A 13690-nucleotide genomic window follows, 5' to 3' on the forward strand; every position below is an offset into this window, starting at 1 on the left:
ATTCCGGCGGCGGGGCAGCGAACGACCACTGGTTTCTACCCAGTGGTAACTATCCCTGCGCCCGATTGGCCAGTGTTCCCTATCAGGCCCCGTTACACACGCTGATGTGACGTGTCAGCCATGTGTGACGCTACTCACTGGCGTTCGACGAGAGTTCACGTACCGGACGGGGCGGGTGCACGCAAAGGGGGGCGCACCGGGAGCAGCGCGAGCAGTCCCAACGCCAGGACCAGCACGATCCCGGCCGTTCCCGCCCGATCGGAGCCGAACGCATAGGTGAACAGACCGATCAGCGCGGGGGCCAGGAACGACACGGCCCGGCCGGTCGTGGCGTAGAGGCCGAACAACTGGCCCTCCCGGCCCTCCGGGCACACCCGCAGCAGATACGAGCGCGATGACGCCTGCGCCGGGCCGACGAACAGCCCCAGCACCAACCCGAAGATCCAGAACATGGTCGGCCCGGACACCAGCAGCAGCACGATTCCGACCACGACCAGGCCCACCAGCGAACCGACCACGACCGCCTTCGGCCCGTACCGGTCGTCGAACCGGCCACCGACGAGCGCCCCGGCCGCGGACACCACGTTGATCGCCACCCCGAACAACAGCACCTGACCCGGATCGAGCCCGTACACCGTCACCGCGAGCACCCCGCCGAAGGCGAAGATGGCGTTCAGACCGTCCCGGTAGAGCGCGCTGGCACCGAGGAAGTACACGGTGTGCGGGCTCGCGCGGTAGAGCTCCCGCAGGTCGGCGATCAGCTTGCGGTAGGAGCCCGTGACGCCGAGCTTCGGCGCCCCGGGCGCGGCCGGTGGCGTCTCCGGCAGCACGACGAACATCGGCGCGGCGAACACGGCGAACCAGATCGCGGCGACCAGCACCGAGATCCGCACGTCGAACCCGTCGGAGGTGGAGACCCCGAACAACCCGCCGTCGCCGGACAGGAAGCCCAGGTAGACGCCGAGCAGGAGCACGATCCCGCCGAGGTAGCCCAGGGCCCATCCGAAACCGGACACCCGGCCGACCGTGGCCGGCGTCGACACCTGGGCCATCAGCGCGTAGTACGAGACCGCCGCGAGCTCGACGAAGATCGAAGCGAGGCCGAGCAGCACCAGCCCCAGCCACAGGTAGGTCCAGTCGTCCCGGACCCAGAACATCCCGATCATGCTCAGTACGACGAGGGCGGTCCAGATCCCGGTGGCCCGCAGCCTGCGCCCCTTGCGGTCCGCGCTCTGGCCGATCACCGGTGCCATCAGCGCGATCAGCACGCCGGCCGCGGCGGTGGACCAGGCGAGCCAGCTGTTCGCGCTGATCGTGCCGGGCAGGTCGGCACCGACCGCGTCGGTCAGGTAGACGGAGAACACGAAGGTCAGGGCGATGTGCTGGAAGCCCGAGGAGCCCCAGTCCCAGAAGGCCCACGCCCACACCCGGGAACGCCGGGGTTCGGCCCCGGACAGTGTTGCTGCGGTCACCGGGGGAGACTATCCACGCAGCCGGGCACCGGACTCGGTGTGATCACCGGGATCGGTCCTCCCGGGTCCGCCCGCCCAGCACCGCGAGCAGCCGGTCCGGCCGGTCGGACAGCAGGCCGTCGACGCCCAGGCCCAGCAGCCGCTCCATCTCGGCCGCGTCGTCGACCGTCCAGACGTGCACCTCCCGGCCGGAGGCGTGGGCGGCGTCGACGAACCGCCGGTCGGTCGCCACCGGGATCGGCCCGAACCACGGCGGGACCTGCGCGAGCGTCCCGGACAAGGGTGGCAGCACGCGCTCGGGCACCCGGTAGGCACGCGCCCGCAGTCCGGTCACCGCGGCCTGCCCCATCGACGTGCACAGCCGCGGCCCGGCCAGGGTCCTGGCCGCGGCCAGCCGCCGGTCGGAGAACGAACCCAGGCAGATCCGGTCCCAGGCGTCGGCCTCGTCGAGCACCGCGAGGGTCGGCCCCACCACGGCGTCGGACTTCAGCTCGACCGTGATCCGGGTGCCGGGCAGCGCAACCAGCACATCGGCCAACCGGGGCAGCCGCTCCGCGCGGCAGGCGCCACGGACCAGGACGCCGTCGAGCTCCGCGGCCGGACGGACGTCGATCCGCCCGGTCGCGTCGGTGGTGCGGTCCAGCGTCGGGTCGTGGTGCACGAACGGGACACCGTCGGCGCTGGCGTGCACGTCCAGCTCGACGTAACGCAACCCGTGATCGGCGGCGGCCACGAACGCCGCGAGGGTGTTCTCGCAACCCGCCAGCTCGCCGAGGTGCCAGCCGCGGTGCGCGTACGCACGCGGGTACGGGCCCGCGAGGTAGGGGTGTCGATCGTCCGGGCCGCTCACCCGCTCAGCCTGGCACCTCGGCGATCGAGCCACCACGGGGCAGCCGGAAACCGTCGGTGTCGATCAGGGGACGCATCAGGTCCCCGTGGGTGTCCAGTCGTGCCGGTAGGTCGTCGACGGTGAACAGCAGGTCACCGGGCTCGCGGCAGGCCGCCACCTCGTCCCAGGTCACGGGGGTCGCGACGGTCGGCAGCTCGCGGCCGCGCAGCGAGTAGGTCGCGATCGTCGTCTTCGCGGTGTTGTTCTGGCTCCAGTCCACGAACACCTTCCCGCGGCGCCGCGCACGGGTCATCACCGCGACCGTCTCCCGCGGGTGTTCGGCGGCGAGCCGCTCGGCGACCTCGCGTGCGAACTCCGAGGTGCGCTCCGGCCGGGTGACCCGCACCGGCAGGTAGAGCTGCATGCCCTTGCCACCGGACGTCGACGGGTACACGGGCAGGCCGTGGTCGTCGAGCAACGCGCGCAGCCGCAGCGCGACCCGGGCGCAGTCCACGACCGTCGTCCCCTCGCCCGGGTCTAGATCGAACACCACCCGGTCCGGTGGGTGGCGGGCGTCCCGGGCGCCGAGGCGCCACTGCGGCACGTGCAGCTCCAGCGCCGCCAGGTTCGCCGCCCAGGCCAGCCCCTCGGCGTCGGCGATCACCGCGAAGTCGGCCGACTCCGACCGGCCGCCGGGCGTCCCCACCCGGGCCGTGCGCAACCACGACGGGGCGTGCCGGGCCACGTTCTTCTCGAAGAACGACGACGCCTCCACCCCGTCCGGCCAGCGCTTCAGGGTGGCCGGACGGCCGTCGAGGTGCGGCAGCATCGCCTCGGCGACCGCGAGATAGTGACCGAGCACGTCGGCCTTCGTCGTGCCGGTCGCCGGGTAGAGCACCTTGGACGGGTTGGACAGCGCTGCGCGCCCGTACCCGTCGGTTCGCCTGCCACCGGTTCTCGATCCGCTCACCGGCACCTCCAGCCAGTCCTGCGACGGCGCACCGGGCGCCGGGTAGGGGGAGCCCGCGCGGAGAGCGACGACGCCGGGCAGTCCCTGCTCCCGTACCGCGTCCAGCAGCTGCGCCCCCGCGTTCGGGTAGAGCGGAGCCGGCCGGCGGTGCGGGCCGTCCAGCGGGAGGGCCTCCAGCAGCGCGCGACGCTCGTCGAGGGGGAGTGCACGGACGTCGCGTCCGCCGGTGTGCAGCACGTCGACCACCCACAGCTCCCCGCGCGCGGTGAGCTCGGCGTCGAGCAGGTGGCCGCCGGCGCCGAGCGCCGGGCCCAGCTCGCGCAACCGCCCGGGCGGGTCGATCGGGTCACCGGGTACACCGTCGTCCCCGACCGGGCGCAGCGTCAGCCGGCCGCCGTCGCTGCGGACCAGCACCCGACGCCCGCCGAACACCGGGCGGACCTGCCAGTCGTCACCGCCCGGGAGTCGCTGCGCCCGGCCGGGCACGGCGAGCGGGAGGTCGTGGGGGAGCGGCGCGCCCGGCGGACCGGCGTCGGCCGGCTGCTCCCTGGTGCGCCGCAGCAACCAGCGGTCCCGACGCTCACCGGGCCGGTGCAGCAGCACGAACCGGCCGGCCGCGCGCTGCCCGTGCAGGACGACGGCCACCTCGCGGCCGGTCCACTTCTCGGTCTCGTAGTGCCCGGAGTCCCAGACCGACATCCGTCCGCCGCCGTACTCACCACGCGGGATCTCGCCCTCGAAGTCCAGGTACTCCAGCGGATGGTCCTCGGTGCGGACGGCCATCCGCACCGTCTCCGAGTCCTCGGGAAGCCCCTTGGGCACCGCCCAGGAGACCAGGACACCGTCCCGTTCCAGTCGCAGGTCCCAGTGCAGGGCGGTGGCGTGGTGCTCCTGGACCACGAACCGCGCCCCGCCGGGGCCGGCCCGGTCGGGGTCGCCCTCGGGGACCGGTTCCGGGGTGCGCCGCGGATCGCGCCTGCGGCGGTACTCCTCCAGCGGCACCCGGAAAGCGTAGCGATCCGGAGCCGTCCGGGCCTTGTGGGAAGGGGCGACCGGCTGTCAGCATAGGGTTGCCTATCCACAGGTTAGGGACCGCACAGGAGGGGGAGCCATGTTCGCGTGCATCTGCGCCGCTGTCACCGAGGCGGAAGTGCGTGGCAGCGTCCGCGACGGCGCCCGCTGTGTGGACACGATCGGCGACGCGTGCGGCGCGGGTACCGGCTGCGGCAGCTGCCACGACCGGCTCCGTACCCTGCTTCTCTCGATGTCCGCGGGTGACGAGGTCGATCGTCTGCCCGCCTCCGCCTGATCCCGGGCTCGCCACACCAGAGGTGAGCCTTTGCGACCATGAGTCGGTCCTGACGGGCGGGCCCCGTTGTGCACTGGCTTACATTCGCCGTCCCAGCAGTAGCGGACGAGGGGACGGCAGTCATCATGCGTGGCGACGACGAGATCATCGGCCTGCTCAACGAGCAGCTCACCAGCGAGCTCACGGCGATCAACCAGTACTTCCTGCACGCCAAGATGCAGCAGAACTGGGGCCTGACCAAGATGGCGGCCTACACCCGTGCCGAGTCGATCGACGAGATGCGGCACGCGGAGGAGATCACCGACCGGATCCTGTTCCTGGAGGGGCTCCCGAACTACCAGCGTCTCGGCACCCTGAACATCGGTCAGACCGTGCGTGAGCAGCTGCAGGCGGACCTGGCGATCGAGCTGGCCGTCGTGGAGCGGCTGCGCCCGGGCATCGGGCTGTGCCGCGATAAGGGTGACATCACGACGGCCACGCTGTTCGAGAAGATCCTCGCCGACGAGGAGCACCACATCGACTACATCGAGACCAATCTCGAGCTGATGGACCGGCTCGGCGAGCAGCTGTACCTCGCACAGCTCGTGGACCAGCCGCCGACGGCGGGCTGACCGTGCGCACGCAGGAGTTATGACAGTTCCTGCGGGGCGAGGCAGGCTCGGAGTGCGAGACCGCAGGATCGAAGATATGTTCGATCCATGACGAATCGACACGACCCGAGCCGGCAGGGTGCGACGGACCGGCGTGCGGCCGGTGCCGTCGACCCCGAGGCGTCGTCCGGGACGCCGGATCCGGCGGCGAAGGATCCGGCGGACTGGACGACCGGTGGCGAACCGATGACCGGGCCGCAGCGCTCGTACCTGGAGACGCTGCTGCAGCAGGCCGGGCGCGAGGCGCCGGGCGATCTGGACGGGCTCAGCAAGGCCGAGGCGTCCCGGCGCATCGACGACCTGTAGGAAGCTGCAGGTCGCAGCTGAAGCGGCCGGGCGCCGGCAAGGCACGGCCGCCGAACGACCGACGAGACACCGGCGGACTCGGTAGGTGTGGGTGCGGCGATCCACCGCACCCACACCTCGTCACCGCCCCGGTCTCCATCAAGCCGATAATGCGCGTTATGACAGATGCGGGGTTGTTCACCGGTAGTTCGGAGCCCTGCGCCGGAGGTGTTGTGCCGAGCCCGATCGACGAGGCCGGTCACTCCTCCGACCGGCCTGCCGGGTCACCGACTGCCTGCCGGGACACCTAGGTTGGACGCGTGAAGGCTCTGCTGCTCGAAAACATCCACCCCGGTGCCGCCGAGGCGTTCCGCCGGGCCGGCATCGACGTCGAGACCCGCCCCGGTTCGCTCGCCGAGGACGAGCTCCTCGACGCCGTGTCCGGGGTGCAGCTGCTCGGCATCCGCTCGAACACGACGGTGACGAAGGAGATCCTGGAGGCGGCCGACGACCTGCTCGCCGTCGGATGCTTCTGCATCGGCACCAACCAGATCGACCTCGCCGCGGCCGCCGGGCGCGGCATCGCGGTCTTCAACGCGCCGTACTCGAACACCCGCAGTGTCGTGGAGCTGGTGCTCGGTGAGATCGTGGTGCTGGCTCGGCGACTGACCGAGAAGACCCAGCGGATGCACGAGGGCATCTGGGACAAGTCCGCACGCGGGAGCCACGAGTTCCGTGGCCGGACCCTGGGGATCGTCGGTTACGGCAACATCGGGACCCAGCTGTCCACCATGGCCGAGGCCGTCGGCCTACGAGTGATCTTCTACGACACCGCCGACCGGCTCGCGCACGGCAACGCGCGCCGCGTCCCCACCCTGGACGCCCTGCTGGAGCAGGCCGACATCGTCTCCATCCACGTCGACGGGCGCCCCGGCAACGCGGGCCTGTTCGGGGCCGAGCAGTTCGCCCGGATGAAGCCCCGGTCGATGTTCATCAACGCCTCGCGCGGCATGGTCATCGACGAGCTGGCCCTGCGCGAGCACATCCTCTCCGGGCACATCGCGGGCGCCGCCGTCGACGTCTTCCCGATCGAGCCGAAGGCGCAGGGTGACAAGTTCGACTCGCCGCTGCGCGGCCTCGACAACGTCATCCTGACCCCGCACATCGGCGGGTCGACCCAGGAGGCACAGGAGGAGATCGGCCATTTCGTGTCGACGAAGCTCCTCGACTTCGTCTCCGGCGGCGCCACCGCGCTGTCGGTGAACCTGCCGAACGTGGCCGCACCGCACCCGCCCGGCGTGTTCCGCACCAGTTACCTGCACACCAGCTCACCGGGCGTGCTGGCCGAGATCAACCGACTGCTCGCCGACGCCGGGGTGAACATCATCGGGCAGTCGCTGTCCACCCACGGCGACCTCGGGTACGTGCTGACCGACACCGACCGGGTGCTTCCCGACGAGGTGCTGTCGGCGCTGCGGGCGACCCCGCAGGCGGTGTGGCTGCGCTCCTACGAGCTGTAGATCAGGCGCAGGCCGTGTGCCCCTCGACGTCCGAGGGGTGCACCGGGCCGTGCTCACCGTGGTACACGACGAAGTCGATCTCGGAGGGGCGGCACAGCCAGGATCCGCCCGCCGAGCGCCGGTAGACCAGCGGCGCGCAGCGGTAGCCGAACAGCGCCCGCGCCCAGCCCTCGGCCTCCCCCTTCGGCAGCGCTCCCCCGTCACGCACGACGACGGCCAGCTCCCAGATCCCGACTCCGGGGGCAGGTGCGGCGGCGTCCGGTGCGGTCGAGGCCCGCAGGGTCAGATCGAGCGCGGCGCGCACCGCGGTGATCGCCACCTCGATCTCGTGCCGGTCGAGCAGCGGTTGCGGATAGGGGTAGGTCAGCAGCCCCCGCCGGAGTGTGGTGACGGCGTCGCCGTACCGCTCGTGGATCAGCTGGGCGAGGTCCACCGATCGTTTGCGGCGCAGGTCGGCATTGACCAGGCGGTGCTCGGCCGTCATTCGCGTGGGCTCCGTTTCCGTCTCCCGACCCGGGACGGACGGCGAACCCCGCACGGGCGGGACGCAGACGCCTGCGTCGGCCCGCCGTGCGGGTGCCCGGCGCCCAGGTGCGGGGACCGTCGACCGGTCTGACGTCGGCACCGCAGTTTCTACGGCTCGTAGAGAATTCTAGGGCACTCTGCGCGGGTCGGCGAGAGCGGGATCACACCGACGGTGCACGCGAGGTGAACGCTCGGGGATAACTCTGCGAGAGGGTATCGAATCTACTCGTTGCACTCCGTAATGTCCACTTCGACCGGTTCATGATGGAGGGACGTTCCGTGATCAGAACGACGAGTGGTCGCCGGGCCCGACGTGCGGCCGTGGTGCTGGCGGGTGTGGCCGTGCTGGCCCTGCCGGCGGGATTCGCCTCGGCCTCGGCCGCGGCCGGCACCGCGGGGCCCGCGAAGAACGTGATCCTGGTGATCGGCGACGGCATGTCCGACACCCAGATCCTCGCCTCCCGCTACCTGGATCGCGGCCGCGACGAGCCGCTGGCCCTGGAGACCGTCCCGCACCGGGCCAGGGCTGCCACGTTCTCGGCCGACGACCTGGTGACCGACTCGGCCGCGGCGGCGTCGTCGATGGGCTCGGGCACGCTCGTCGACAACGGGTCGCTCAACGTGACCCCGGAAGGGGTGAATACGCTCGACCAGACACTGGGTGTGCTCGCCCGCGACGCGGGCAAGAGCGTCGGCCTGATCAGCACCCGGGACATCGCCAACGCGACCCCGGCCGGGTTCGGCTCCGCCGTCCCCGACCGCGACCTGCAGAGCGACATCGCCGCGCAGTACCTGGACAACGAGATTGACGTGCTGCTCGGCGGCGGTGAGTCCTTCTTCCTCCCTGCGGGCACCCCCGGTGCGCACTGCGAGTCCGACGAGACCGACCGTTCCGACGGCCGCGACCTGTTCGCCGACTACGCCGCGGCCGGGTGGACCGTCACCCGTGACCGCGACCAGCTGCTCGCCGCGGACGGTGACCGGCTGCTGGGCGTGTTCGAGTGCACCGACATGAACTACGACCGGGAGCGCACCCCGGTGGAGCCGACCCTGGCCGAGATGACCGACGCCGCGCTGAACACCCTGAGCAGGAACGACGACGGCTTCTTCCTGATGGTGGAGGGCGGCATGATCGACCCGGCCGCCGAGGACAACGACGGCGCCAACGCGATGGGCGACACGATCGCGCTCGACCGCGCTGTCGAACGTGTCCTGGCCTTCACCGAGGGCCGGGACGACACCCTGGTCGTCATCACCGCCGACCACGAGGCCGGCGGGATGGCGCTGGTCTTCGAGGAGCGCGCCGAGGAGACGTTCACGACCGCGGACGGCCGCCCGATGCGGATCGCGTGGGCGACCAACCCCGGGCACACCGGCGGCCCGGTGCCGGTGCGCGCCACCGGGCCCGGTTCGGAGCGGTTCGACGAGTTCGTCGGCACCGAGCATCTGCGGGACCTGTACCGGGTCGTGCGCGAGGCACAGCACGGCGGCTGACCAGCCGTTCCCCGTGCCCGGCGTCCACCTCCCGTCTCAGAGGTCGAGGCGCAGGTGGACGCTGTTCGGGTCCTCCGGGTAGTCCGCGAACGGCGGGCAGGGGACGAATCCGTGCCGCTGGTAGAGGCGACGGGCGGGGGCGAAGTACTCCGCCGACCCGGTCTCCAGGTGCAGCGTCCGGTACCCGCGCTCCCGTGCCGCACCGATCATGTGGGTGAGCAGGGCACCGCCGATCCCGCGGCCGGTCGCCGAGGGCGCGGTGCGCATCGACTTGATCTCGCCGCCGTCCGGCGTGAGCTGTTTCAGCGCCCCGCAGCCGAGGATCGTCCCGTTGTCGTCGCGGGCGGTCCAGACGGTCACGTCCGGGTGTCGCAGGGCGTCCACCTCGAGCGCATGGGTGCTCTCCGGCGGGGACTGCGCCTGCATGTCGGCGAGATGCCCCGCCAGGAACTGCAGGGTCTGCGTGTCGGCGAGCGGGTCGACCGCGATGTGCATGATCGTCATCCTGCCGCAGCTCGCCGGAACCCTCCGGTGAACGCGCGGCAGCGTCGTCGCAGCCGGGAACAGGGAGGGATCCATGACGAGCAGCGTCGTGGTGGTCGTGGTCGTGGTCGTGGTGGTCGTGCTGGTCGGTATCGGGATCGGGTTGTTCGCCGTGAGCCGGTCCCGCCGTCCCGCGGCGCGCCACCGGCGGGCCGGCCGCGGGAGATCCGGGGACGGCACCGGGTACGTCAGCCCGTCGTCCTGTGACGCGGGCGGTGGCGGCGGGGACAACGGTCCCGGCGACGGCGGGAGCGGTGGTGGGGACGGCGGTGGCGGTGGTGGCGGGGGCGACTGACGCCACGTCTTATGCTCGTGGCGGCGGCCGGGGACACCCGGATCGGCGACACGGGAGGACCGCAGTGGCGAAGGTCGAGACGATCCGGCTCGTCGACGACATCACGGGCGACGAGGCCGACGAGACACTCACCTTCGAACTGGACGGCCACCGTTTCGAGGTCGACCTGAGCAGCTCCAACGCGCGCAGGCTCCGGGAGGAACTGGCGCCGTTCGTCGCAGCCGCCAGGTCCACCGACACCCCGGGCGGCAGCCGCGCCCGGAACCGGGCCCGCGCCGCCCGCGCCCCGGGTGCGGACCGGCCGGGCACCGCCGCGGGTGCTCCCGGCACGGTCGCCGAAGCCCGGCCGGCCGAGTCCCCGGCCGACGGGGCCCGGAGCACCGCGGCCCGGAGCACCGCGGGCGACCGGGAGTACAACCGTGCCGTCCGGGCGTGGGCCCGTGAGCACGGTTTCGCCGTGTCCGAGCGCGGGCGGCTCCCGTCCGAGGTGATCGAGGCCTACCGTCGTGGTGAACCCGCCGCGACGCCGCAGCCGCCGCGCACACCCGTCCAGGAGCAGGAGCAGGTGGAGCCGGTCCGTGCGCCGGCCGTCGAGTTCAGTGGCTGACCCGCCCGGCGCGCCGCGGCACTCCCAGGGCGAACCGGACCGCGCCCCCACCCGGGACGGTCGCACGCTGTTCCTCCAGCGCACCCCCGGCCCGCCGGACACGCCGGTGGTGGTCATGGAAGCCGGGATGGGGGCCACCCGGTCGTCCTGGGCGGCCGTGCAGTGCGCGGTCGCCGGCCGTGCCCCGGTCGTCGTCTACGACCGGTCCGGGCTCGGGCGCAGCGCACCCGATCCGGGTCCGCGCACTCTGCACCGGCTCGCCGCCGACCTGAACGACCTGCTCGACCACGTCGGCGCCGAACGTTACGTGCTCGCCGGGCACAGCTGGGGCGGGCCGATCGTGCGGGTCGCTGCTGCCGCGCGCCCGGAACGGGTGGCGGGCATCGTGCTGGTCGACCCCAGCGATGAGGGGTGCGACCTGTATTTCACCGCGTCTTTCGCGATCCGCGAGCGGATCGCGGGCGTGCTGCTCCCGCTCGTCGCGCGCACCGGGCTCGTCCGCGCGGCACTGCGCCCGGTCGCTCGGGCGCTGCCCGCCGACGCCGCCGCCGACCTGCGTGCCGAGTGGCTCTCCCCCGCCGGCGTCGCCGGTTACCTGGCCGAGTCGGCGTCCACCGTGGAGGACCTGCGCGGGCTGCGCGCCGATCCGCCCGACACCGGCGCCGTGCCCGTCACCGTCGTGTCCGGGGCCCGCCCCGACGGGACGGGACGCCGGGTCCGCGCGGCCATGAACGCTGCGCACGCCGCGCGGGCCGCGGCCGGTCCGGAGCGCAGGCACGTCCTCGCGCTCCGCTCCGGGCACCTGGTCCCGCTCAGCGAACCGGAGCTGGTCGCCGGTGAGACCCTGCGGCTGGTGCGCCCGTGAGTGTGGTGGTGGCGGCGACCTGGGTCTGGGTCGGCATGGTGCTGGCGATCTCGTTCCTGGAGGCGCCGCTGAAGTTCCGGGCACCCGGGATCACGGTCCCGCTGGGGCTGGGCATCGGACGGCTGGTGTTCCGCGCGCTCAACCTCGCCGAGCTGGTGCTGCTGGTCGTCGTGGTCGCGGCACTGGTCGTGTCCGGTACCGGCGGCACGGTCGCGGTGCTCACCGCCTGTGCCGGCGGGGTGCTCGCGGTGCAGCTGTTCGCGGTCCGCCCGGTGTTGTCCCGGCGTACCGATGCGGTGCTGCGCGGCGGGGCAGCCCCCCGCTCCCGCGCTCACCTGTACTACGTGGCGCTGGAGGTCGGAAAGGTCGTCCTGCTGGTCGCGCTCGGGATCACCGCGGCGGGCTGATCCCGGCCGCGGACCTCCGGGTACCTATCATCACGATCCGTGCCGGCCGTCCTCGACGCTCAACCCGACGTCGGCCGCCGCCCGGCAACTCCCGCTCGGGACGTGCTGGTGGCCCTCGCCGTGGTGGTCGGGCTCTGGTGGACGGTCGAGCCGGCGACGGGCCGGGTGGTCCAGGGCGGCCTGGCCCTGGTCGCGGTCGCGGCGGTGGCGATGCGTCACCGGTTCCCGCTGACGGCGACCGTGGCGGCGGTGGTCGCCACCGCGGTCGCGTGGGTACTGGGGGTGAGCGCGGACCCGTGCCTGCTCGTCGGGATGTGCCTGTTCACCGTCGCCGAGCGCCGGGGCGGAGCGCAGTTCCCCCGGTGGTCGGTGGCCGCCGCGGTGGTCACCGCGGCATCGCTGCTGACCGTCGCTCCGCAGGGCCTCGCCGAGAACATCCGCTGGCTGGTCGTCGCGGTGGTGGTCGTCACCGCCTCGTGGGCGTTGGGTGTCCGGACCCGGCAGGTGCGGATCGAAGCCGCGGCGCGTTCCGCGGCCCAGGAGCGGCTTCGGCTGGCCCGCGACGTGCACGACGTCCTGTCCCACTCGCTCGGTGTGATCGGGGTGCGCGCCGGGGTGACGGCTCATGTCGGGGGCCTGCCGTCCGAGGAGCTGCGCGGCACGCTGCGCGAGATCGAGACCGAGGCCCGCAGCGCGCTCGGAGAGCTGGGCGGTCTGCTGGACCGGGCCCGGCGCGGCGGCTGGTCCGGCCGGTGCGACGATCTCGCCGGGGCCCTGGCCACGATGGCCGGCGAGCTGCGGTCGTGCGGGATCGTGGTCGACGCCGACATCTGCGGGACCACCGGGGCGTGGCCACCGGCGCTGCGCACCGCGGTCGAGCAGATCGCGCGCGAGGCGACCACGAACGTGATCCGGCACTCCGGTGCCCGGCGGTGCCGGATCACGCTCCGGGAGGCCGGACAGCAGGTCGTGCTCGGGATCGTCGACGACGGCCGGGGCATCGGTGGCCGCGTGGCCGGGCACGGGATCACCGGGATGCGCGAACGGGCCGCCCTGGCCGGTGGCACCGTGGATGTCGGCGAGGGACCCGGGTGCGCCGTCACCGCACGCCTGCCGATGGTGCCGGGCCGGCCGTGAGCACGATCCGGGTGGTGGTCGCCGACGACGACCCGCGGCTGCGGGAGTCGCTGCACACGCTGGTCGACCACGAACCGGGGATGACGGTGGTCGGCGTCGCCGGTGACGGTGCGCAGGCTCTGGCCGTGGTCGCCGAACAGCGGCCCGACGTCGTCCTGATGGACGTGCGGATGCCGGTGCTGGACGGGCTGGACGCCACCCGGCGGCTCTGTTCCGTGCCGGACGGCCCGCGGGTCATCGTGCTGACGATGTTCGACGTCGACGGTTACGTCTACGAGGCACTGCGGGCCGGCGCCTCGGGGTTCCTGTTGAAGAACGCCCCGCCGGGTGCGTTGCTGCACGCGATCCGGGTCGTCGACGACGGGAACGCGCTCCTGGCGCCCGAGGTGACCCGGCGGCTCGTCGAGCGTCTGGTGCCCGCGCGCCGCTCGCCCGACCCGCGCCTGGCCGTGCTGACCGCCCGTGAGCGAGAGACACTGACCCTGATCGGGCGTGGACTGTCCAACGCCGAGATTGCCGCCGAGCTGGTCCTCACCCCGGCGACCGTCCGGACCTACGTGAGCCGCATCCTGTCCGGCCTCGGTGCCCGTGATCGCGCACAGCTGGTCGTGATCGCCTACGAGACGGGTCTGGTCACCGCGGGCACTGGCTGATCCGGCCGGGATTGTCGACTCCTGCAGACTGTGCGCTCCCCCGCGGACCGCTTGGCTCGACGGTGTGAACGACAACGACCTGCAGACCGAGTCGCCCGGCAACCGTCCCCGGAGGGGCCCGGACGCCGC

Annotated in this window: 14 protein-coding genes and 2 pseudogenes; 11 read left to right on the top strand and 5 right to left on the bottom strand. The window is 72.6% G+C overall.

Annotation, left to right across the window (positions count from 1 at the left end; all coding sequences use genetic code 11):
• Window positions 1–155: 155 nt before the first annotated feature.
• The 3 genes from AB0J24_RS01460 to ligD are packed head-to-tail and all read right to left on the bottom strand — an operon-like array spanning window position 156 to window position 4273.
• On the bottom strand, window positions 156–1472 hold the full coding sequence (locus AB0J24_RS01460; RefSeq protein WP_358673679.1) for an MFS transporter: 1317 nt from the start codon (window positions 1470–1472) through the stop codon (window positions 156–158).
• Between the two features lie 43 nt (window positions 1473–1515).
• Window positions 1516–2322, bottom strand: a complete 807-nt coding sequence (locus AB0J24_RS01465) for a glycerophosphodiester phosphodiesterase family protein (RefSeq protein ID WP_358673682.1) — start codon at window positions 2320–2322, stop codon at window positions 1516–1518.
• A gap of 4 nt (window positions 2323–2326) precedes the next feature.
• On the bottom strand, window positions 2327–4273 hold the full coding sequence (gene ligD, locus AB0J24_RS01470) for a non-homologous end-joining DNA ligase (protein ID WP_358673685.1): 1947 nt from the start codon (window positions 4271–4273) through the stop codon (window positions 2327–2329).
• Window positions 4274–4382: 109 nt separating this feature from the next.
• Here ligD and AB0J24_RS01475 point away from each other — a divergent pair, with 109 nt between their 5' ends.
• From AB0J24_RS01475 to serA, 4 genes and pseudogenes are all read left to right on the top strand, one after another.
• Complete coding sequence (locus AB0J24_RS01475; RefSeq protein ID WP_358673688.1) at window positions 4383–4580, top strand: (2Fe-2S)-binding protein; 198 nt, start codon at window positions 4383–4385, stop codon at window positions 4578–4580.
• Between the two features lie 125 nt (window positions 4581–4705).
• Window positions 4706–5191 carry a bacterioferritin gene (bfr, locus tag AB0J24_RS01480; protein ID WP_358673691.1) on the top strand — a complete coding sequence of 162 codons (486 nt, stop codon included), beginning with the start codon at window positions 4706–4708 and terminating at the stop codon, window positions 5189–5191.
• Between the two features lie 174 nt (window positions 5192–5365).
• Window positions 5366–5536: pseudogene (locus tag AB0J24_RS01485) on the top strand (DUF3072 domain-containing protein); the annotation flags it as partial.
• A gap of 299 nt (window positions 5537–5835) precedes the next feature.
• Window positions 5836–7035 (top strand): phosphoglycerate dehydrogenase, encoded by a 1200-nt coding sequence (serA, locus tag AB0J24_RS01490; RefSeq protein ID WP_358673694.1) that lies wholly within the window; start codon window positions 5836–5838, stop codon window positions 7033–7035.
• Between the two features lies 1 nt (window position 7036).
• On the opposite strand, the gene AB0J24_RS01495 is transcribed toward serA, so the two are convergent.
• Entirely contained in the window at window positions 7037–7519 is a 483-nt protein-coding gene (locus AB0J24_RS01495; protein WP_358673696.1) for a hypothetical protein, read from the bottom strand.
• 320 nt (window positions 7520–7839) lie between these two features.
• On the opposite strand from AB0J24_RS01495, the gene AB0J24_RS01500 reads away from it, so the two are divergent.
• A complete protein-coding gene (locus AB0J24_RS01500) occupies window positions 7840–9054 on the top strand; it encodes an alkaline phosphatase (protein WP_358673699.1) in 1215 nt (404 codons plus the stop codon).
• Window positions 9055–9090: 36 nt separating this feature from the next.
• Here AB0J24_RS01500 and AB0J24_RS01505 read toward each other — a convergent pair whose 3' ends face one another.
• Window positions 9091–9558, bottom strand: a complete 468-nt coding sequence (locus tag AB0J24_RS01505) for a GNAT family N-acetyltransferase (RefSeq protein ID WP_358673702.1) — start codon at window positions 9556–9558, stop codon at window positions 9091–9093.
• Between the two features lie 73 nt (window positions 9559–9631).
• Between AB0J24_RS01505 and AB0J24_RS01510 the strand changes: the two genes are divergently transcribed.
• The 6 genes and pseudogenes from AB0J24_RS01510 (at window position 9632) to AB0J24_RS01535 (ending at window position 13561) form a co-directional block, all read left to right on the top strand.
• Complete coding sequence (locus tag AB0J24_RS01510) at window positions 9632–9892, top strand: hypothetical protein (RefSeq protein ID WP_358673704.1); 261 nt, start codon at window positions 9632–9634, stop codon at window positions 9890–9892.
• 64 nt (window positions 9893–9956) lie between these two features.
• Window positions 9957–10400: pseudogene (locus tag AB0J24_RS01515) on the top strand (Lsr2 family protein); the annotation flags it as partial.
• 91 nt (window positions 10401–10491) lie between these two features.
• Window positions 10492–11364 (top strand): alpha/beta hydrolase, encoded by an 873-nt coding sequence (locus tag AB0J24_RS01520; RefSeq protein WP_358673707.1) that lies wholly within the window; start codon window positions 10492–10494, stop codon window positions 11362–11364.
• Window positions 11365–11399: 35 nt separating this feature from the next.
• The gene (locus AB0J24_RS01525; RefSeq protein ID WP_358674353.1) at window positions 11400–11771 is read left to right on the top strand and encodes a hypothetical protein; all 372 of its coding nucleotides are present in this window, start codon (window positions 11400–11402) and stop codon (window positions 11769–11771) included.
• A 39-nt stretch (window positions 11772–11810) separates the two neighbouring features.
• On the top strand, window positions 11811–12908 hold the full coding sequence (locus tag AB0J24_RS01530) for a histidine kinase (protein ID WP_358673710.1): 1098 nt from the start codon (window positions 11811–11813) through the stop codon (window positions 12906–12908).
• Window positions 12905–13561: a response regulator transcription factor gene (locus tag AB0J24_RS01535; RefSeq protein WP_358673713.1), complete on the top strand. Its 657-nt coding sequence runs from the start codon at window positions 12905–12907 to the stop codon at window positions 13559–13561. The genes AB0J24_RS01530 and AB0J24_RS01535 overlap by 4 nt, the downstream gene beginning before the upstream one ends.
• Window positions 13562–13690: the final 129 nt, after the last annotated feature.

Origin of the sequence: Pseudonocardia sp. NPDC049635 (genome assembly GCF_040659795.1) — a bacterium.
Taxonomy (GTDB): domain Bacteria; phylum Actinomycetota; class Actinomycetes; order Mycobacteriales; family Pseudonocardiaceae; genus Pseudonocardia.

What these genes read in the sequence shown, in the direction of transcription:
- AB0J24_RS01505 (WP_358673702.1), bottom strand. Translation starts at nt 9,558, where the DNA reads ATGACGATCATGCACATCGCGGTCGACCCGCTCGCCGACACGCAGACC.
- AB0J24_RS01510 (WP_358673704.1), top strand. Translation starts at nt 9,632, where the DNA reads ATGACGAGCAGCGTCGTGGTGGTCGTGGTCGTGGTCGTGGTGGTCGTG.
- AB0J24_RS01475 (WP_358673688.1), top strand. Translation starts at nt 4,383, where the DNA reads ATGTTCGCGTGCATCTGCGCCGCTGTCACCGAGGCGGAAGTGCGTGGC.
- AB0J24_RS01525 (WP_358674353.1), top strand. Translation starts at nt 11,400, where the DNA reads ATGGTGCTGGCGATCTCGTTCCTGGAGGCGCCGCTGAAGTTCCGGGCA.
- AB0J24_RS01495 (WP_358673696.1), bottom strand. Translation starts at nt 7,519, where the DNA reads ATGACGGCCGAGCACCGCCTGGTCAATGCCGACCTGCGCCGCAAACGA.
- bfr (WP_358673691.1), top strand. Translation starts at nt 4,706, where the DNA reads ATGCGTGGCGACGACGAGATCATCGGCCTGCTCAACGAGCAGCTCACC.